Consider the following 19,906-nt stretch of genomic DNA (forward strand, 5'->3'; position numbering starts at 1 on the left):
GGACAGTTATACGGATTGACTGGCAAAAATGCCAGTCATCAGCGGGGGCTTCGGATTGTTCCGGCGCTATTTTACGTAGTCGATCGCATTCACGTACCAGCTGGCTTCACCCGCCGGGGTGTTCACCACCGCCAGGTCACCCACCTCTTTTTTCAGCAGCGCGCGGGCCATCGGCGAATCGATGGAGATATAGTCCTTGCGACCAAATATTTCATCGTAGCCAACGATACGAAAACGCTTGATGTCGCCGTCGTCGTTTTCAATCTCGACCCAGGCGCCAAAAAAGACTTTGCCTTCCTGCTGCGGCGAATAATCGACAATCCGCAGATTCTCCAGACATTTGGTTAAATAACGAACGCGGCGGTCAATTTCCCTTAAGCGTTTTTTATTATACTGATAGTCAGCATTTTCACTGCGATCGCCAAGGCTCGCGGCCCAGGTCACTTTTTTCGTTACCTCCGGACGTTCTTCACGCCAGAGATAATCCATCTCTTGTTTGAGCTTTTCGTACCCTTCGCGGGTGATCAACGGTGTTTTCATCTTAAGTGCTTACCTGCTGCCGAGGAACCATTGCGCACAATACGTATTACGTGAGCATACCGACAGAATAAATAATGTGTATTAAGATTCATTGTATACTTAACTCGCTGTTAAATATGCTTTGTAACAATTTAGCCTGGAATTTATACCAGATTTAGCTGGTCGCCAGCGCAGGCTTTTTTGAGAATACATGCGGATAATTGTTGCGAACCTTTGGGAGTAAAAACAATGCAAGAGAATTATAAGATTCTGGTTGTGGATGACGATATGCGCCTGCGCGCGCTGCTGGAGCGTTATCTGACCGAGCAGGGTTTCCAGGTTCGAAGCGTCGCTAACGCCGAACAGATGGACCGACTGCTGACCCGTGAGTCGTTCCACCTGATGGTGTTGGATCTCATGTTGCCAGGCGAAGATGGTCTTTCCATCTGCCGCCGTCTGCGTAGCCAGAGCAACCCGATGCCGATCATTATGGTGACGGCGAAAGGGGAAGAGGTTGACCGTATTGTAGGGCTGGAAATCGGCGCCGACGACTACATTCCGAAGCCGTTCAACCCGCGTGAGCTGCTGGCCCGTATTCGTGCGGTGCTGCGTCGTCAGGCGAACGAGCTGCCGGGCGCTCCTTCTCAGGAAGAGGCGGTGATTGCCTTTGGCAAATTCAAGCTGAACCTTGGCACCCGTGAAATGTTCCGTGAAGATGAACCGATGCCGCTGACCAGCGGTGAGTTTGCGGTGTTGAAAGCGCTGGTGAGCCACCCGCGTGAACCGCTGTCACGCGATAAGCTGATGAACCTGGCCCGTGGTCGCGAATACTCTGCGATGGAACGTTCCATCGACGTGCAGATTTCTCGCCTGCGCCGCATGGTGGAAGAGGATCCAGCGCACCCGCGCTATATTCAGACCGTGTGGGGTCTGGGCTACGTCTTCGTCCCGGACGGTTCTAAAGCATGAGGCGACTGCGCTTCTCGCCACGAAGTTCATTTGCCCGCACGTTATTGCTGATTGTCACCCTGCTGTTTGTCAGCCTGGTGACAACCTATCTTGTGGTGCTGAACTTCGCGATTCTGCCCAGTTTGCAGCAGTTTAATAAGGTTTTAGCCTACGAAGTCCGTATGCTGATGACCGATAAGCTGCAGCTGGAGGACGGCACGCAGCTCGTTGTGCCGCCGGCGTTTCGCCGCGAGATTTATCGTGAGTTGGGCATTTCGCTCTATTCCGATGAAGCCGCAGAAGAGGCAGGCCTGCGCTGGGCGCAGCACTACGAGTTTCTGAGCCAGCAGATGGCCCAGCAGCTCGGCGGGCCGACCGAAGTGCGCGTGGAAGTGAATAAAAGTTCGCCTGTTGTCTGGCTGAAGACCTGGCTGTCACCCAACATCTGGGTGCGCGTACCGCTGACCGAAATCCATCAGGGGGACTTCTCCCCGCTCTTCCGTTATACCCTGGCGATTATGCTGCTGGCGATAGGCGGCGCGTGGCTGTTTATCCGTATCCAGAACCGACCGCTGGTCGACCTGGAGCACGCGGCGCTTCAGGTCGGTAAAGGGATTATTCCACCACCGTTGCGCGAGTATGGCGCGTCGGAGGTGCGTTCGGTGACCCGAGCCTTCAACCACATGGCGGCGGGCGTCAAGCAGCTTTCGGACGACCGCACGCTGCTGATGGCCGGGGTCAGCCACGACCTGCGTACGCCGCTGACGCGTATTCGTCTGGCGACGGAGATGATGGGCGAGCAGGACGGCTATCTGGCGGAATCGATCAATAAAGACATTGAAGAGTGCAATGCCATCATTGAGCAGTTTATTGATTATTTGCGCACCGGTCAGGAAATGCCGTTGGAGTGTATCGATCTCAATACCGTGCTCGGTGAGGTGATCGCCGCAGAAAGCGGCTACGAGCGTGAAATAGAGACCAACCTGCTGGAAGGGGATATTCCGGTACGCGTGCACCCGCTGTCCATCAAGCGCGCGCTGGCCAATATGGTGGTGAACGCCGCGCGCTACGGCAACGGCTGGATTAAAGTCAGCAGCGGCCGTGAAGCGCATCGCGCCTGGTTCCAGGTGGAGGACGACGGCCCGGGTATCAAGCCCGAGCAGCGTAAGCATCTGTTCCAGCCGTTCGTGCGTGGCGACAGCGCGCGAACCATCAGCGGAACGGGGCTAGGATTGGCTATCGTGCAGCGTATTATCGATAACCACAACGGGCTGCTGGAGCTGGATACCAGCGAACGCGGTGGGTTGCTGATACGCGCGTGGCTGCCGATACCGGCAAACCGCATGCCGGGGCCGACGAAAGAGAGCTAAAAAAAAACCGCTGGGGGAAACCCGGCGGTTTTTGTTTCGCGACCCCATATTGTAGGCCTGATAAGCGCAGCCCATCAGGCACGGTGTGGCTTGGTGCCGGATAGCGGTGTAAACACCTTATCCGGCCACAAACGGCACCGGGCATTAGCCTGAACTACAGCTTTGGCCCTGCGCTCACCAGCGCTGCGCCTGCCGGGGTGTCGGTGTACTTCTCAAAGTTCTCTTTGAACAGCTTAGCCAGCGTTTCGGCTTTTTCCTGCCATTGCTCCGGCGAGCCGTAGGTGTTGCGCGGATCGAGGATGTGAGTATCCACGCCCGGCAGCGCGGTTGGGATCTGCAGGTTAAACAGCGGCAGAGTGAAGGTTTCCGCTTCGTCCAGCGAGCCGTCGAGGATGGCGTCGATAATGGCGCGCGTATTCTGAATAGAAATACGTTTGCCGGTGCCGTTCCAGCCGGTATTCACCAGGTAAGCCTGAGCGCCTGCAGCCTGCATACGTTTCACCAGCACTTCAGCGTACTGCGTCGGGTGCAGCGACAGGAATGCTGCGCCGAAGCAGGCAGAGAAGGTTGGGGTGGGCTCGGTAACGCCGCGCTCAGTGCCTGCCAGCTTGGCCGTAAAGCCGGAAAGGAAGTGATACTGCGTCTGGTCCGCGGTGAGGCGTGATACTGGCGGCAGCACGCCGAAAGCATCAGCGGTCAGGAAGATAACCTTGGTCGCATGGCCCGCTTTTGACACCGGCTTCACGATATTGTCGATGTGGTAAATCGGGTACGACACGCGGGTGTTTTCGGTTTTTGAGCCGTCATCGAAATCAATGCTGCCATCGGCGCGTACCACCACGTTTTCCAGCAGCGCATCACGACGAATGGCGTGATAGATATCCGGCTCCGCCGCTTCCGACAGCTTGATGGTCTTGGCGTAGCAGCCGCCCTCAAAGTTAAACACGCCGTCATCGTCCCAGCCGTGTTCGTCATCGCCAATCAGGCGACGTTTCGGATCGGTAGAGAGGGTGGTTTTACCGGTGCCGGACAGGCCGAAGAACACCGCTACGTCACCTTTTTCGCCGACGTTAGCGGAACAGTGCATGGAGGCGATGCCCTGCAGCGGCAGCAGGTAGTTCATGATCGAGAACATCCCTTTCTTCATTTCGCCGCCGTACCAGGTGCCGCCAATCAGCTGGATACGCTCTGTCAGGTTAAATGCGACAAAGTTTTCCGAGTTGAGGCCCTGCTCTTTCCACTGTGGGTTAGTGCATTTAGCGCCGTTCATGACGATAAAGTCGGGCTTAAACGTCTTCAGCTCTTCGTCGGTTGGGCGAATAAACATGTTCTTGACGAAGTGCGCCTGCCAGGCCACTTCGGTGATGAAACGCACGGACAGGCGGGTGTCTTCGTTCGCGCCGCAGAACGCGTCAACGATAAACAGGCGCTTGCCGGATAGCTGATTGGAAACTAAACCTTTCAGGTGTTGCCAAATTTCAGGAGAGAGAGGTTTATTGTCATTTTTCCCGTTGCCCTTATCAGACCACCATACCGTATCGCGGGTGGTGTCATCGCGGACGATATATTTGTCCTTCGGGGAACGGCCGGTAAAGATACCGGTGTCGACAGAAATGGCTCCCAGGTTCGTCAGTACACCACGCTCATAACCTTCCAGGTTAGGATCGAGTTCTTCTCGATACAATGTATCGTAATCGGGGTTGTAGACGATATCCTGTACGTCGTTAATACCATAAGCCTTGAGGTCCTGCGGGGTTATACCGTTGCGCATTTCACTGCTCCTTAGCCAATATGTACTACCATAAATTCTATGGGTATTTTAGGGGGGTTGACCGCGACCAGGCTCATAGATTTACGTATCCCGACAAACGTCTTACTTACGAAAACATTGTGACTCCTGTCACGAAGCGTCAGGGATTATGACAGGAAACACCGCATATTTGGCGCGAATGTTCTCAAATGGTTACAAAATGGTTTAAATGACGGTGTAAATGTGAATCGAATCGCATTTATGAAAGAAAATTACGTAATGCTTTCAGGACAAAAATCGATTCACCTCGCTGAGCTGTTTTCCGAATTTTTTGCCTTTTGAATCGATTTCTAAGATGTGATGCGATAATGACGCACTCTACTGATATCGGATAGCAACATGGATAACGTTGAACTCTCTCGTCCCACCCGATGGGGAATGGTGGCAACCGGCCTGGTTCAGGGGCTGGTGTGCTATCTGCTGATGACCTGGCTTGCGCCAATAAACAGCGGCTGGATGTTTTATGGGATGCCCGCGACCCTTGCCTTCTCTTCGGCACTGCTTTTTTCCGTCACCTCGTTTAAACAGGCGCGCTTATGGTGCTGGCTGGCGATTATTTTTATCGCCGTGTTGGCGATGAGCGGCTGGCAAAAGTGGCTGATGGCCGGAATGGAAGGCTGGAGAGCCAGCAGCGCGCTCTGGGCTTTTAGCTGCTACCTGTTGCTGATGGTGCTGATGCTGTTGCCGTGGATGCAGCAGCAGCTCAATCCACGGCAGGAAGGGGGGCGTTACGAGCGGTTTTACCACCTGATGTGGCATAACGCGTTAACGCTGTTAGTGATCGTTATCGCCAACGGCCTGGTGTGGCTGGTGCTACTGCTCTGGAGTGAGCTGTTCAGGCTGGTGGGGATCGCTTTTTTCCATACGCTCTTTTTTAATACCGACTGGTTTATTTATCTCACTATCGGGCTGATTACCGCCCTGTCGGTGATCCTGGCGCGTACGCAGTTCCGCTTGATTGCCGCCATCCAAAAGCTGCTGACGTTGATTGCCACGGGCTTGCTGCCGTTGGTATCGCTGCTGACGCTGCTGTTTATCGTTACGCTGCCGTTTACCGGGGTAGCGTCGATTTCCCGCCACGTCTCCGCTGCCGGTTTACTCTCTTCATTGACGCTGATTCTCCTGCTGCTGATGGCGATTGTCCGCGATCCGCAAAAAGCATCGTTGCCCTATGCGGGCGTGCTGCGCTGTTTGATTAAAACCTCGCTGCTGGTGGCACCCGTTTATGTCCTGATTGCCGGATGGGCGCTGTGGGTGCGCGTGGCGCAGCATGGCTGGACGGCGGAGCGTCTGCACGGCGTGCTGGTGGTTGTGGTGCTGCTGGTATGGTCTGTTGGTTATCTGCTGAGTATCGTTCGGCGCAAGGCGATAAACCCTTTGTTGCTTCAGGGGAAAGTGAATCAGGCGCTGTCGCTGCTGGTGCTCGTCGTGCTTATGCTACTGAATTCGCCGGTACTGGATAGCTGGCGAATCAGCGTGAATAGCCAGATGGCGCGTTATCACAGCGGTAAAATTAAGCCTGACGATCTGACGTTGCACATGCTGGTGAACAGCGGTCGTTATGGACGGGAGGCCCTGACGTCGCTGAAAGACGATGCGGAATTTATGAAAGACAGGAACCGTAAGCGCTACCTGAATACTCTTTTAGAAGGCGAGCGGAAAAACACGGATTCACTCACCGCTGAAACGCTGGCGGAGAAGGCATGGATCGCCCCCGGCGCGGATAAACCGGATATTGCTTTCTGGCAGCGTGTTCACGGGGAACGCTACAGGCTGGCAAGCTGTGCGGAGAAAAATGCCTGCATGCTGATTGAGCAGGATCTGAATAACGATGGTCTCAAGGAGCGGATCTTTTTGGTGTTTGAGGACAATTCTGGCTCGATCTATACCTACGATCCCGCGAAGAAAGGATGGGATCGTCAGGGGTATATTCGGTTACCTCAAACGCTAACGCCGCAGACGGTTATGCGTGCCGTAGAGGAGGGTAAGCTGTCGTCGAAGCCAAAAGTGTGGCGGGATCTGGTTATTGGCGATCAAACGCTGGAAACTCGCTAAATTGCCACCTGGCAACGCCTGATGGCGCTACGCTTATCAGGCCTACAGATCCCCAGTAGGCCGGATAAGGCGAAGCCGCCATCCGGCGCTGTTTTTAATGCACCTGCGGCTCTGCCGGAGAGGCGTCATTACGGATTTCGGCGATATCCATCGCGTTGAAGACGTAGTGGCTACCACAGTAGTCGCAGTGCATATCGATCTCGCCTTCTTCTTCCAGAATGCTGTTGATCTCTTCATCCGGCAGCGTTTTCAGCGCGCCAGCACAGCGTTCGCGAGAACAGGTGCACTTGAACTCGACGCCCTGCGGATCGTACAGCGTGACTTCTTCTTCGTGGTACAAACGCCACAGCACATCGTTCGCCGGCAGCGTGAACAGCTCTTCGGCTTTAATGGTGTCGGTCAGCGCCGCCAGGTGTTCAAAATCTTCCGCCTGCGCGTTCTGCGCTGGCATCACCTGCAGCAGCATACCGCCTGCGGCCGGCTTACCTTCAGACTCGCCGGTACGGATGATCAGGCGTGTCGGCAGCTGCTCGGAACGCTGGAAGTAATCTTCCAGACACGCCGCCAGCGTATCGCCTTCCAGACCCACCACGCCCTGATAACGTTCGCCTTCGGCCGGGGTGATGGTAATCACCAGGTAGCCGTTGCCGATCAGCGTTTTCAGGTCAGCATCCGCCGGAATCTCGCCCTGCACGCGCGCGACGCCGCGCAGCTGCTGGTGGTTATTACCGTTGATCACCGCCAGCGTCATCGGACCGTCGCCCTGCAGCTGCACGGTAATGTCGCCTTCAAACTTCAGCGTTGCGGTCAGCAGGCTGGTTGCCACCAGCAGTTCCGCCAGCACGTTTTTGACCGGCTGCGGATAGCTGTGGCCTGCCAGGATCTGTTCGAGCGTCTCGGATACGGTGACCAGTTCGCCACGTACGGCATAGTTTTCAAACAGATAGCGATGTAATTGATCGTGTTGAGTCATAATTTTCTCTCTTGAGGCGGCAGTCATTCGCTGTCACCGTATTTAAATCTCATCAGGTCGCGCCGCTCTTTTTTATCCGGGCGCCGGTCCGGATGCGGCATCGTCAGCGCGTTGAGCTTGCGCGCCAGCGCGACTTTTTCGCGCTTCTCAATACTCTCTGCCGTCTCTTCGTACAGGTTGACGGCTTCCGTCGCCGGACGTCGCTGCTCGGTGATGGCTTTCACGACCACTGTGCGTTCGTCATTTCCCTGGCGCAGCGTCAGCTGGGCGTTCAGTTCGACAACTTTACTGGGCTTGGAGCGCTGCCCGTTATAGTGAACCTTACCGCCTTCAATCATCTCTCGTGCCAGCGCGCGGGTTTTGTAAAAACGCGCAGCCCACAGCCACTTATCCAGCCTGACGCCGTCGGTGGATTTCTCTTTCATTGTCACTCCTTCACGTGCAGTGAGGGGATCAGATGACGATAATCGTTAAGTGCGGGATGACGCAGATACGCTTTATCCGCCATACCCGAGTCGGGGTTGGTGACGCCGAGGCAATAGCGGATACCAAAGCGTGCGGCGGCATCCAGAATCGGCTCGCTGTCATCGATAAACAGCGTGCGTTCGGCCTCCAGGCCCGTCCGTTCTGTCACCGCTTGCCATAACCGCTGATCCTCTTTCGGATAACCAAATGTATGGGTGGAAAGTAATAAATCAAGGTGTGCGTCGAGACCCGTGTGTTTCAGCTTCACCGCCAGGTTGTGCGGATGGGCGTTGGTCAGCAAAATGCGGCGTTTACCGCTGGCCTTCAGCGCATTGAGGAAGGGAACGGTGTCATCGCGCAGCGCCGCGCGCGGGCCCTGTTCACTGGTCATCGCGCAAATATCGAGACCCAGCCGTTCGCTCCAGTAGTCCAGACAGTACCAGTTTAGCGTATGTTGCACCGCGTGGTACTCCTGGCGAATAGCGTCCTGTGCTGCCTGCGGGCTGATCCCCAGCTTCGCGCCGTAGGTTTCCGGCACCAGCTTTTGCCAGAAATAGTTGTCGAAGGCGAGGTCGAGAAGCGTGCCATCCATGTCCAGAAGGACGGTATCTACCTCCTGCCAGGCGATATCAAAATGCATGGTAAATCTCCAGACGGAAGAAATGCGCGACAGAGTAACATAACTCTGCCGCGGCGGGGGAGGCGGCTAGCGGGTCGGGAAGTCGGACGTAAAATCGTCCGGCGATGAGAGCAGTGCCGGGGTAGTGCAGCTTTCGTAATATTTCTGAATTTGCGCCAGACGCTCGCGATGACGGTGATAGCGGCGCAGCGCCTGCACCCCGTTATAAACGGCGCAGATAACCATCGCCAGCATCAGCAGCGTGGTGGCCAGATAATGCCACAGCCCGCTGCTGTCGGGCATCCGGTGCAGATTGATATGCTGCGTGCCGTTGGCGTCGGTATAGAGATTGGTGACAATCCCTTCAGCGTGGAACGGCGTATGCATCAACATCCCCGCCAGGCGCTGGAATTCGTTCCACTGCTCGTGGGCGGGGTAGTCGTACAGGCTGGCGGTGGGGTACGGTTGGCTGACGAAATCGCTGCCTTCATCGCTGGTGATAAGGAAACCACCCGGCGCCGGGCTGTTTAACGCCTGTGCTGCGCGGGCCGTTTCGCGCAGGATAAACGGCGCGGTGGAGGTATCGACCAGGTTATCCAGCGACTCGGCGCTAACCGGGCGCAGCAGGACATTCACGCCGTCCAGCTTGCCGGAATTGGCGCGTTTGACCAGCGCATCCCAGTCGCGGGTATTACCCAGGTTAACCAGCGCGTTCTTCAGCCGCACGCAGTCGTCGGCGGCGGAGCAGAGATCTTTGGTTTTCAGCACGATATCGGCAAAATCATCCAGCAGCACCATGCCGGACTTCTGAATCGCCGAGCGCAGCGCCGGGCTGACGCGCGAGTCGTCGCCTTCGGCTGGGTGCAGCTGACGATTCACCGCCTGTACCAGCGCCGTGGCTTTGTTCACGGTTTCCGATTCCGGCAGCGGCAGGCGCGGCGCATCGTTCCAGATAATTTGCGAACAGTCGAACGGCAGGAACGGCGAGCTCTCCTGGGCCGTCCAGGTGCCGGGCGAATGAATGTTACACATCCCGATGCCGCTGAGATGCAGCGTATCGCCGACGCGAACGCCCGCCTTTTCCAACTGGCGCACGTCTTTTGCTTCTACGGTTTGCGCGCCTTTCAGCCATGAAATCGTAAACTTAAACGGCATGTTTAACGGCACGCTTATCCACATCATCACGGCCACCAGCAGCGCACCGCCACCAATAACGGCGCTGCGCAGCCAGTGCTGTAGCGGGAAGTTTTTCACTTCATCATGCAGAGAAAGGAAGCGACCCTGACGGACGACGTGACGGTCAAGGTAGATATCAATATCGGTTTTCTGCCCCAAATCCTGCGCGACAAAGGGCTGCCAGTGGCGCGGATAGATGAGATCGATGATGCCAAGCGAAATGTTGTTAATCTGCTCCTGATCGTTTTCGCCAAACAGCCCCCAGCGCTTCGGCGTGCCGCGCAGGCAGTGGATCTCGCGCAGGGACGATTTTGTTGGCGGGGCGAAGAGCCCCCATAGCCCGCCGCCGAGCAGCAGCAGCGCACCGCCGAGTACCCAGGGCGTGAACACCGCAGGGGCAATCAGGCTGCAATAAAACAGGACAAACGCCGCGACGATCAGCAGCGCCTCGCGCAGCCCGTCCGGCCGGCCGAGCGCGTGCTCTTCATGCGTTTCCTGGCGAATATTGAGCAGCTCGATTTGTTCGCTTTCCTCGCCACGGATCGACGCCTGCGTTGAGCTTGTCGACTCCAGCGCCAGCCGTTGCTTCTCGCGTGAGTAGGTCTTCAGCGAGTGGCCGTTCAGGGCGATGACCAGCGGCATATCGTCGGTAACGATAAGATCGATGCTGTTTTCATCAGTAATGTGCTGCTCCCAGAACGGCGGCAGGTGCACTTCCACAGAGTCGAGAAAATAACGCCATTTGTTGGGATCGTCGGTGGTAATGCCATAGCGAGTGATGGCGCGGGTCAGCGTGAATACGGTACCGCTTTGCGCATTGAGCGTCAGCGCGGTTGGCGCGATCGTCGAACCGGACGGCGGAAGCTGCAGGTCGCGGTTCAGATCGTCGAGATAGTTTTCAACGCCCTGGCGCTCTTCGTCGGTGAGCTTGCGCGTGGTCGCGCCAGGAAACAAGTGCAGCCACGGCAGATGAAGGCGTTTTGCCCTTTTACGGAAGAACCAACCGACCAGCACGGCGCAGATCAGTATCGCTACGGTAAAGATCATCAATGTGCCCATGCTTTTCCCATCATACTTTTTCTTAGAGGTCTCTTAAGTTGCCTGCTTTTTTTATACATCATCGGCACATATTACAGAGGTGATAAAAAGAGTTTATAGACTCTCGCAAAACGTAAGCATAACAAACCCCTTTGCCAACGAGTATCAGTAAATTCCCAATTGTAATTCAACCTCTTGACATTTATCCAGAAATGAGAGATGGAAGAACATGAACGTTGCAACGATGTAAATAAAACGCTTTATACATTGCTGGAACCTCGTACCTATCGCACAATGATAAAAGTCACCACAGCAAAGACCCCGGCCCAATGAGCAAATCATTACAAAAACCTACCATCCTCCATGTTGAAACCGTCGCAAAGTCGCGCCTGTTTAATGTGGAAAGCGTCGATCTCGAGTTCAGCAACGGCGTCCGTCGCGTTTATGAGCGGATGAAACCCTCCTCGCGCGAAGCGGTAATGATTGTGCCTATTGTCGATGAACACGTCATTTTGATTCGCGAATACGCGGTGGGAACAGAATCTTACGAGCTGGGTTTTTCGAAGGGGCTGATTGATCCTGGCGAAACGGTCATGCAGGCGGCTAACCGTGAACTAAAAGAAGAAGTGGGCTTTGGCGCGCATGAGCTGACGTTCCTGAAAAAGCTCAGCATGGCGCCATCCTATTTTTCCAGCAAAATGAATATCGTTGTGGCGGAAAACCTCTACCCGGAATCCCTGCCGGGCGATGAGCCAGAACCGCTGCCGCAGGTGCGCTGGCCGCTGGCTAACCTGATGGATCTGCTCGACGATCCTGATTTTAGCGAGGCGCGCAACGTGAGCGCGCTGTTCCTGCTACGCGAGTGGCTGAGGGCACAGGGCAGATTGTCATAAAAAAAGGCGCCAACGGCGCCTTTTTTTATGACCCCGCGCAGCAGCGTGCCGTCGGGGTCAGTTGCCCGCGTTACGGGTCAGAACAGCTCGTGGGTTTCCCCGTTATCAATCACTTCAGTACCGACCTCGTGAACCGCCTGCTGTGTAGGCTGCGTTCCTTCAATGAAGTATTCCTGACGACTGCTGCCGCCATTGGCGAGCTGCCCGGTGTTGCGGTCAATATTGACCGTCACAATCCCCGGCGGCGGGGTCAGCGGTTCTTCAGGCACCCCGGCCAGCACGGCCTTCATAAAGGCATCCCAGGCAGGCTGAGCGCTCTTGGCTCCGCCTTCATAGCCTGAAATCTGATCCTTAATTGCGCCTGAAGCCGTGGTGCGCCCCAGGTCACGGCGGTGATCGTCGAAGCCAATCCATACGGAGGTCACCACGCCCGGACCGTAACCGGAGAACCATGCGTCTTTTGAGCTGTTGGTGGTCCCGGTTTTGCCGCCGATGTCGTGGCGGCCAAGATCGCGACCGGCACGCCAGCCCGTACCCTGCCAGCCTGGTTCGCCGAAGATGTTGGTATTCAGCGCGCTCTTAATCAGGAACGACAGCGGCGTGTTGATCACGTGCGGGGCGTACTCCTGGGCACCGTTCTGAGCAACCAGCGGCTGATTCGGCTGCTCAATCTGCGGCATGGGAACGACGGCATTCTGCGGCGTTTGTGATATGGCAACATCTTCAACATCCTGATTTTCCAGAACGTTCGATTTCGGCGTGTCGCCGTAGATCACCGGCAGATTGCACTCAGGGCAGGCGATTTTCGGTTTCGCTTCAAACAGCACGCCGCCCTGGTCGTTTTCAATTTTACTGATGTAGTACGGCTCCACCAGGAAGCCGCCGTTGGCCATCACCGCATAGCCGCGCGCGACCTGCAGCGGGGTAAAGGACGCAGATCCCAGCGCCAGCGATTCCGTATGCACAATATTTTCAGCCGGGAAGCCGAAACGCTGCAAATACTCTGCGGCATAGTCCACGCCCATGGCGCGCATGGCGCGTACCATCACCACGTTTTTAGACTGGCCCAGCCCCTGGCGCAAGCGGATCGGGCCCGCGTATTGTGCCGGGGAGTTTTTGGGCTGCCAGTCGGAACCGGCGCCAGCATCCCAGCGGGAAATAGGCACGTCATTGAGCATGCTGGCGAGAGTTAAGCCCTTATCCATCGCCGCGGTATAGAGGAACGGTTTGATGTTAGAGCCGACCTGACGCAGCGCCTGGGTGGCGCGGTTAAACTTACTCTGGTTGAAGTCGAAGCCGCCGACCAGCGCGATGATTGCACCGTTTTTCGGGTTAATTGACACCAGCGCGGAGTTAACGTCCGGCACCTGCGCCAGCCACCAGCTGTCGCCATTCTGACGCACCCAAATCTGCTGCCCGGCCTGCACGACATCGGTCACTTTACGCGGGGTGGGTCCCTGCGCAGTATCGGAGCGGTAAGGCCGCGCCCAGCGCATCCCTTCCATCGTTAACGAGACCGATGTGCCGTCGGCTAACATGACGGTAGCTTCCTGCGGGTTAGCGGCGGTCACCGCAGCCGGTAGCAGCGGGCCATAAGAAGGCAGAGGGCGCAACGAGGCGCGAATTTTCATGCTGTCCCACGGCGTTTCACCTGCTTTCCACAGCACGTTGGCCGGACCGCGGTAGCCGTGACGCATGTCGTAATCCATCACGTTATTGCGCAGCGCCTGCTGGGCTGCCTGCTGGTTCTTACGCGTAATCGTGGTGTAAACGCGGTAGCCGTCTTCGTAGGCCTGTTCACCGTACTGCTTGACCATATCCTGGCGCACCATCTCCGTCAGATACGGTGAAGAGAAGGCGATTTCCGGCGCATGGTAGTTGGCGTCAATGGCTTCGTTACGCGCCTGGTCGTACTGTGCCTGGGTGATATAGCCTTCGCTCAACATACGCGACAGCACCACGTTGCGGCGAGCGGTGGCGCGGTCAAGCGAGTAGAGCGGGTTGAAGGTAGACGGCGCCTTCGGCAGGCCTGCAATCACCGCCATTTCGCTCAGACTCAGCTGGTCGGCCGGCTTGCCAAAGTACACCTGTGCCGCAGCCCCCACGCCGTAAGCGCGGTAGCCGAGATAGATCTTGTTCAGGTACAGCTCAAGAATTTCATCTTTACTCAGCAACTGCTCAATACGGATGGCCAGGAAGGCTTCCTTGATTTTGCGCATCAGCGTTTTTTCAGGGCTGAGGAAGAAGTTACGCGCAAGCTGCTGGGTAATGGTACTGGCCCCTTGAGAGGCGTGCCCGTTGACCAGCGCGACGCTGGCGGCACGGAAGATACCAATCGGGTCAATCCCGTGGTGCTCATAGAAGCGGCTATCTTCGGTGGCAATGAACGCTTTCACCATTTCGGGTGGGATCTGGCTAAGGGTCATTGGAATACGACGCTTCTCGCCGTACTGCGCAATGAGCTCGCCGTCTGCGCTATAGACCTGCATAGGTACCTGCAGGCGCACGTCTTTCAGCGTAGCGACGTCTGGCAGCTGCGGCTCAATATATTTGTAGAGGCCATAAATCGAGCCTGCTCCCAGCAGAATGCAACAGACTGCAAGGATGAATAAATACTTTACGAACTTCACCGGAGATTTCCCATTGAGTGGCATTTGGGCAGTTTATAAACAAACGCGCGGTAGTATAAAGGCAAGCCTGATTCATTGATATAGCCGTCACGCTGTTGGTGGCGTAAGGAGAATCGTGAAATGGCTTTCAACTGCTGGCAGGTCGGGCTTCATATTCAGCAAGATAATATCTTTATCATCGCACTCCAGCGCGCGCGCAGCGGCTGGGCTCTGCGCCGTTGGTGGCAGCTACCGCTGTCTTCCTCGGCGTCACCCCATGAACAAGATGAACGCCTGCTGGCCGCGCTGGCGCCGTGGCGTCACGAGCTGCCCTGGCAGCATACAGTGAGCGTAGCCTTTCCCGCCCGGCGCACGCTGCAAAAAAGTCTGCCGGGCGCGGCCATCACCCTGCAGGAGCACGAGCAGCGTCAATGGATTGCCAGCGCGATGTCGCAGCAGCTTGAGATGCCTGTCGATGCACTGTGTTTTGACTATCATCTGGCGGAGCCCGCGGGGCAGTGGAACGTCACCGCCGCGCAGCAGCGCGAGGTGGCCAGTCTACAGCAGCTGCTGCGCCGCCTGCGCTTACACACCGCGGCGATTACGCCGGATGCCTGCGCGCTCCAGGTTTTCCTCCCGCTAATGGTAGACCCGCGAGCCGTACTGGTCTGGCGAGACGCATCGCACTGGCTGTGGGCGCACAGGGAAGGCTGGGGAAGCGGTGCGTTAAGCGACACTGCATCACCGTTGCTGCTGGCTGAGCGGCTGGACGTTGACCCGGCACGGCTGGTGCACATTGGCGCCAATGATCTCGGCGGCCCCTGTTTCGACCCCTGGAGCGCCATCGCGCAAAAGCAGCCGCCGCTACCCACCTGTGGTGATGCCTTTGCCGTGGCAATTGCACTGGCGATGGGGGCGGTATGGCGATAGTTCATACGGTTAATTTTCTGCCGTGGCGGCGAGCCCGATTCTATCGGCATCTACGGCGCTGGGTGGCCGGCGTGGCGGCATGCTGGCTGCTGAGTATGGCGGTGGCATTTTCCTGCCAGCTCAGCGGCAAGGCGAGGCGGGCTGGAGACGACATTCACGCCGACGCGGAGCAGCAGATAACGCAGCAACTGGCGGCGCGCGAACGTGAATGGGCGGCGCGGGCGCAGCAGCAGGCTCTGCACGCACAGCGGTTAGCACACCGACGTACCACGGAAGCCTGGGCGGCGCGGTTGAGCACGCTGGCTGAGCAACTTCCTCCCCAGGCGTGGCTTAACGAGCTGGTTTACCGCGAGCGCACGCTGCTGTTATCGGGGACGCTCATACAGTTTGCGGCTCTGGCGGGGGTCGAGCAGGTGCTGACAGCGCTACCCGGTTTCCAGCCCGCAACGGCGGGAAAAATTCAGCGCGATAACGCTGGCCGTTGGCAGGTTCACTATCAGTTGCAGGAGGAGACTGACGATGCGGCTCCCTGACGGCTGGTGGCCGCTCTCGCGGCTGAATGCGCTGCGCCTGACGGCGCTAGCCGCTGCGCTGGCGGGGGCGAGTGTTTGCTATCGCCTCGGGGCATCGGCGTTACAGACGACCGAATCTGAGGCCCGACAGCGTCAGCACGCGCAGTACGCGGCAAGCTGGCGTCGGCTCATGCCGTTGCGTGCGGCGCGAGTCCTCTCACCGGCACGCTCAGATCCTTATGTTCGCTTTTCGCCAACGACCTTCCAACAGTCCGGGGCCCGGCTGGTGAGCTGGCTTCCTTCAGACAAGGGCGGCGAGCTGGTGCTGGACACTCCGTGGGCACAGGTGGCCCCGACCTTCCTGCGGCTGGCTGCGTGCGGTATGCAGGTTACGGCATTCGCGCTTACCGGGGAGAACGGTACGCTGCGCTTGACGTTAGGGCTGGTGCGCAACGATGAACCTTAAGCTTCCGCTGGCTGTGATCGTTGCGGTGCCGCTGCTGTGCGGCATGCGCGATCCTTTTGTTCCCATTGAAGACCCGTGTCATCACGCACAGCTCAGCCTGTGGCGCTATCGCGGGGCGGCGGCGTCGGGCGATCGTCTGATCGGTATCGTTCAGCGCGGTGACGATAAATGGCAGAGGGTAGAAAAAGATGCCGTGCTGCATACCGGCTGGCGCGTATTGCAGGTAACGCCGGAAAATCTGATGGTCGAGACGGGTACGGGCTGCGAGCCGCAGCGCTGGCAATGGACAAGAGAAGGAACGACAAAAAATGAACAGGATAAGCCTGCTAATACTGCTGCTTCTGGCGCCGCTGAGCCCGGCGAAAAACGTCACGCTGGTGGTGGACGACGTGCCGGTGGCCCAGGTGTTGCAAAGCCTGGCCGACCTTGAACAGAAGAATCTGGTGATTGCACCCGATGTGCAGGGCTCGCTCTCGCTGCAGCTGCGTAATTTACCGTGGAAGCAGGCGTTACAGACGGTGATGACCAGCACCGGGCTGGTTATGCATCAGGAGGGAAGCGTGCTCTTCGTCTATTCGCAGCGCTGGCGTGAAGAGAAGCAGGCGCGAGCGCTGGCGGAACAGGTGCGCCGTCAGCAGACGTTGCCGTTGAAACACGCCAGTATTGTGCTGCAGTACGCTGATGCCAGCGAACTGGCAAAGTCCGGAGGCAAACTTCTCAGCGCGCGCGGCACGCTGACCGTTGACAAGCGCACCAACCGGCTCATCGTTCGCGATGACGGTGAACATCTTCAGGCGTTTAGCGCGTGGGCAACGGAGATGGATATTCCCGTCGGCCAGGTTGAGCTGGCTGCACATATCGTCACTATCAATGAAACCAGCCTACGTGAGCTGGGTGTGAAATGGAGCCTCGCCGAGGCTGAAGGGGCAATAGGGGCTGGTAAAATCACCTCGCTGAGTAGCGATTTGTCGGTAGCCGATGCCACGACGCGCGGTGGTTTTAATATTGGCCGCATCAATGGTCGCCTGCTTGAGCTGGAGCTGTCCGCGCTGGAACAAAAGCAAAAGGTGGATATTATCGCCAGCCCGCGGCTTCTGGCTTCACATTTGCAGCCCGCGAGCATTAAGCAGGGTAGCGAGATTCCCTATCAGGTCTCGAGCGGAGAGAGCGGGGCCACTTCGGTCGAATTTAAAGAAGCGGTGCTGGGCATGGAGGTGACGCCGACGGTGCTACAGAATGGTCGGGTTCGGTTGAAGCTGCATATCAGCGAAAATATGCCGGGCCAGGTGCTACAGCAGGCGGATGGCGAAGTGCTGGCCATCGACAAGCAGGAGATTGAAACCCAGGTTGAGGTTAAAAGTGGCGAAACGCTGGCGCTGGGCGGCATTTTTTCGCAGAAGAATAAAAACGCCAGCGACAGTGTGCCTTTTTTAGGCGATATCCCTTTGTTGGGTCATCTTTTTCGCCGTGATGGGAAAGACAATGAACGACGTGAACTGGTGGTGTTTATCACGCCACGTATTATTTCTGTGCAATAGCAGCGAGTAATCATGCGAATTTAGCAGCGAAGGTGCGCCGTGGGTTTGACGTGGGAGCAGATTTAGCATACAAGGAGTACCGATTTGAGTGTCAACGTATGCCGCTCGTACTCCTGTAGTCTGCTGATTTAATCTGTTGCCAAACCAGCCGGAGTATTGAGATAATTTTCAGTCTGACTCTCGCTCTATTGCATAAGAGGTTTCAGTTCATGTCCTGCGACGCGTGATGTTCTGCGGCGCGGATTTATCATTAACGAATAGTCTTAGTAGTACCAAAAAAATGGCAGAGAAACGCAATATCTTTCTGGTTGGGCCCATGGGTGCCGGCAAAAGCACTATTGGGCGCCAGCTGGCTCAACAGCTCAATATGGAATTTTACGATTCTGATCAAGAGATTGAGAAACGAACAGGCGCTGACGTGGGCTGGGTCTTTGATGTCGAAGGCGAAGAAGGTTTCCGTGACCGCGAAGAAAAAATCATCAATGAGTTAACGGAAAAGCAGGGTATTGTTCTGGCAACAGGCGGTGGCTCTGTAAAATCACGCGAAACGCGCAATCGTCTCTCCGCTCGTGGCGTGGTTGTCTATCTGGAAACCACCATTGAAAAACAGCTCGCTCGCACTCAGCGCGATAAAAAGCGCCCGCTGCTGCAGGTTGAAACGCCGCCGCGCGAAGTGCTCGAAGCGCTGGCCGACGAACGTAATCCGCTGTATGAAGAGATTGCTGACGTCACTATTCGTACTGACGATCAGAGCGCAAAAGTTGTCGCTAACCAGATCATCCATATGCTGGAAAGCAACTAATACTGGCCTGAAAAGTAGAATGCCAGCGAATAACAGTCACTAAGGTGGACGTCGCGTTATGGAGAGGCTTACAGTAACTCTCGGGGAACGTAGTTACCCGATTACCATCGCGGCTGGTTTGTTTAACGACCCAGCTTCCTTCTTACCGCTCAAGTCCGGCGATCAGGTTATGCTGGTCACCAACGAAACGCTGGCACCGCTTTATCTGGACCAGGTTCGCTCCGTGCTCGAGCAGGCTGGCGTGAAGGTTGATAGCGTCATTCTGCCGGACGGCGAACAGTATAAAAGCCTGGCCGTCATGGATACCGTTTTCACCGCGCTTTTGCAGAAACCACACGGTCGTGATACTACGCTGGTGGCGCTGGGCGGCGGTGTGATCGGTGACTTAACCGGTTTTGCGGCGGCGAGCTATCAGCGCGGCGTACGCTTTATCCAGGTGCCTACCACTCTGCTGTCGCAGGTGGATTCTTCGGTTGGCGGCAAAACCGCGGTCAACCATCCCCTTGGTAAGAATATGATTGGCGCATTCTGGCAGCCGGCCTCCGTTGTGGTTGACCTGAACTGCCTGAAAACGCTACCGAAACGCGAGCTCTCCTCTGGCCTTGCCGAAGTCATTAAGTACGGCATCATCCTGGATGCGCCGTTCTTCGACTGGCTGGAAGCGAACATCGACGCGCTGATGGCGCTGGATGAAAAAGCGATGGCGTACTGTATTCGCCGTTGTTGTGAGCTGAAAGCCGATGTTGTGGCTGCCGACGAGCGCGAAACCGGGTTACGTGCTTTACTCAATCTTGGGCATACGTTTGGCCACGCCATTGAAGCCGAGATGGGTTATGGCAACTGGCTGCACGGTGAAGCCGTGGCGGCGGGTATGGTGATGGCGGCTCACGCCTCCGAGCGCCTGGGCCAGTTTGACGCTCAGGATACTCAGCGCATCATCGCACTGCTTAAGCGCGCAGGGCTGCCGGTTGCGGGTCCGCAGGAGATGACGGCGCAAGCCTATCTGCCGCACATGCTGCGAGATAAAAAAGTCCTGGCTGGCGAAATGCGCTTAGTGCTGCCGCTGGCTATCGGGAAAAGTGAGGTACGCGGTGGCGTATCCCACGATGTGGTTCTTGGCGCTATTGCTGATACCCAGCAGGCGCAACTATAAGAAAGGTCTAGCCGCGTTCGCGCGGTGTTT

Annotated in this window: 18 protein-coding genes; 11 read left to right on the forward strand and 7 right to left on the reverse strand. The window is 56.8% G+C overall.

Annotated elements, in window-relative coordinates:
• Window positions 1-66 precede the first annotated feature (66 nt).
• Complete coding sequence (gene greB / locus H7R58_RS01945) at window positions 67-540, reverse strand: transcription elongation factor GreB (protein WP_106925123.1); 474 nt, start codon at window positions 538-540, stop codon at window positions 67-69.
• A 228-nt stretch (window positions 541-768) separates the two neighbouring features.
• Between greB and ompR the strand changes: the two genes are divergently transcribed.
• Together ompR and envZ are read left to right on the forward strand one after the other, a co-directional pair.
• Window positions 769-1,488 carry an osmolarity response regulator transcription factor OmpR gene (gene ompR, locus H7R58_RS01950; protein ID WP_001157751.1) on the forward strand — a complete coding sequence of 240 codons (720 nt, stop codon included), beginning with the start codon at window positions 769-771 and terminating at the stop codon, window positions 1,486-1,488.
• The gene (envZ, locus tag H7R58_RS01955; protein WP_106925124.1) at window positions 1,485-2,837 is read left to right on the forward strand and encodes a two-component system sensor histidine kinase EnvZ; all 1,353 of its coding nucleotides are present in this window, start codon (window positions 1,485-1,487) and stop codon (window positions 2,835-2,837) included. Before ompR ends, envZ begins: the two co-directional genes overlap by 4 nt.
• Window positions 2,838-2,991: 154 nt before the next feature.
• On the opposite strand, the gene pckA is transcribed toward envZ, so the two are convergent.
• Window positions 2,992-4,608 (reverse strand): phosphoenolpyruvate carboxykinase (ATP), encoded by a 1,617-nt coding sequence (gene pckA / locus H7R58_RS01960; protein ID WP_106925125.1) that lies wholly within the window; start codon window positions 4,606-4,608, stop codon window positions 2,992-2,994.
• Window positions 4,609-4,986: 378 nt separating this feature from the next.
• On the opposite strand from pckA, the gene H7R58_RS01965 reads away from it, so the two are divergent.
• Window positions 4,987-6,702: a DUF4153 domain-containing protein gene (locus H7R58_RS01965; RefSeq protein ID WP_182929902.1), complete on the forward strand. Its 1,716-nt coding sequence runs from the start codon at window positions 4,987-4,989 to the stop codon at window positions 6,700-6,702.
• A gap of 94 nt (window positions 6,703-6,796) precedes the next feature.
• Here the strand turns inward: H7R58_RS01965 and hslO are convergent, their stop codons facing one another.
• From hslO to H7R58_RS01985, 4 genes are all read right to left on the reverse strand, one after another.
• Window positions 6,797-7,675, reverse strand: a complete 879-nt coding sequence (gene hslO, locus H7R58_RS01970; protein ID WP_182929903.1) for an Hsp33 family molecular chaperone HslO — start codon at window positions 7,673-7,675, stop codon at window positions 6,797-6,799.
• A gap of 23 nt (window positions 7,676-7,698) precedes the next feature.
• A complete protein-coding gene (hslR, locus tag H7R58_RS01975; protein ID WP_106925127.1) occupies window positions 7,699-8,100 on the reverse strand; it encodes a ribosome-associated heat shock protein Hsp15 in 402 nt (133 codons plus the stop codon).
• Between the two features lie 2 nt (window positions 8,101-8,102).
• Complete coding sequence (yrfG, locus tag H7R58_RS01980; protein ID WP_106925128.1) at window positions 8,103-8,780, reverse strand: GMP/IMP nucleotidase; 678 nt, start codon at window positions 8,778-8,780, stop codon at window positions 8,103-8,105.
• Window positions 8,781-8,846: 66 nt separating this feature from the next.
• Complete coding sequence (locus H7R58_RS01985) at window positions 8,847-10,994, reverse strand: intracellular growth attenuator family protein (RefSeq protein ID WP_182929904.1); 2,148 nt, start codon at window positions 10,992-10,994, stop codon at window positions 8,847-8,849.
• Window positions 10,995-11,302: 308 nt separating this feature from the next.
• Here H7R58_RS01985 and nudE point away from each other — a divergent pair, with 308 nt between their 5' ends.
• Window positions 11,303-11,866 (forward strand): ADP compounds hydrolase NudE, encoded by a 564-nt coding sequence (gene nudE / locus H7R58_RS01990; protein ID WP_106925130.1) that lies wholly within the window; start codon window positions 11,303-11,305, stop codon window positions 11,864-11,866.
• Window positions 11,867-11,943: 77 nt separating this feature from the next.
• Here the strand turns inward: nudE and mrcA are convergent, their stop codons facing one another.
• On the reverse strand, window positions 11,944-14,496 hold the full coding sequence (mrcA, locus tag H7R58_RS01995; RefSeq protein ID WP_182934582.1) for a peptidoglycan glycosyltransferase/peptidoglycan DD-transpeptidase MrcA: 2,553 nt from the start codon (window positions 14,494-14,496) through the stop codon (window positions 11,944-11,946).
• 120 nt (window positions 14,497-14,616) lie between these two features.
• On the opposite strand from mrcA, the gene H7R58_RS02000 reads away from it, so the two are divergent.
• The 7 genes from H7R58_RS02000 (at window position 14,617) to aroB (ending at window position 19,876) form a co-directional block, all read left to right on the forward strand.
• Window positions 14,617-15,405, forward strand: coding sequence for a pilus assembly protein (locus H7R58_RS02000; RefSeq protein WP_182929906.1), 789 nt, complete (start codon window positions 14,617-14,619; stop codon window positions 15,403-15,405).
• Complete coding sequence (locus tag H7R58_RS02005) at window positions 15,396-15,938, forward strand: PilN domain-containing protein (protein ID WP_182929907.1); 543 nt, start codon at window positions 15,396-15,398, stop codon at window positions 15,936-15,938. Before H7R58_RS02000 ends, H7R58_RS02005 begins: the two co-directional genes overlap by 10 nt.
• Window positions 15,925-16,383 carry a HofO family protein gene (locus H7R58_RS02010; protein ID WP_182929908.1) on the forward strand — a complete coding sequence of 153 codons (459 nt, stop codon included), beginning with the start codon at window positions 15,925-15,927 and terminating at the stop codon, window positions 16,381-16,383. Before H7R58_RS02005 ends, H7R58_RS02010 begins: the two co-directional genes overlap by 14 nt.
• A complete protein-coding gene (locus H7R58_RS25230) occupies window positions 16,373-16,813 on the forward strand; it encodes a HofP DNA utilization family protein (RefSeq protein WP_227673939.1) in 441 nt (146 codons plus the stop codon). The genes H7R58_RS02010 and H7R58_RS25230 overlap by 11 nt, the downstream gene beginning before the upstream one ends.
• Window positions 16,701-17,921, forward strand: a complete 1,221-nt coding sequence (hofQ, locus tag H7R58_RS02015; RefSeq protein WP_227673968.1) for a DNA uptake porin HofQ — start codon at window positions 16,701-16,703, stop codon at window positions 17,919-17,921. Before H7R58_RS25230 ends, hofQ begins: the two co-directional genes overlap by 113 nt.
• Window positions 17,922-18,201: 280 nt before the next feature.
• Window positions 18,202-18,723: a shikimate kinase AroK gene (gene aroK, locus H7R58_RS02020; RefSeq protein WP_035892101.1), complete on the forward strand. Its 522-nt coding sequence runs from the start codon at window positions 18,202-18,204 to the stop codon at window positions 18,721-18,723.
• A gap of 58 nt (window positions 18,724-18,781) precedes the next feature.
• Window positions 18,782-19,876 (forward strand): 3-dehydroquinate synthase, encoded by a 1,095-nt coding sequence (gene aroB / locus H7R58_RS02025; protein ID WP_106925137.1) that lies wholly within the window; start codon window positions 18,782-18,784, stop codon window positions 19,874-19,876.
• The last annotated feature ends 30 nt before the right edge of the window (window positions 19,877-19,906 follow it).

Origin of the sequence: Klebsiella sp. WP4-W18-ESBL-05 (assembly GCF_014169075.1) — a bacterium.
Lineage (GTDB): Bacteria > Pseudomonadota > Gammaproteobacteria > Enterobacterales > Enterobacteriaceae > Kluyvera > Kluyvera ascorbata_B.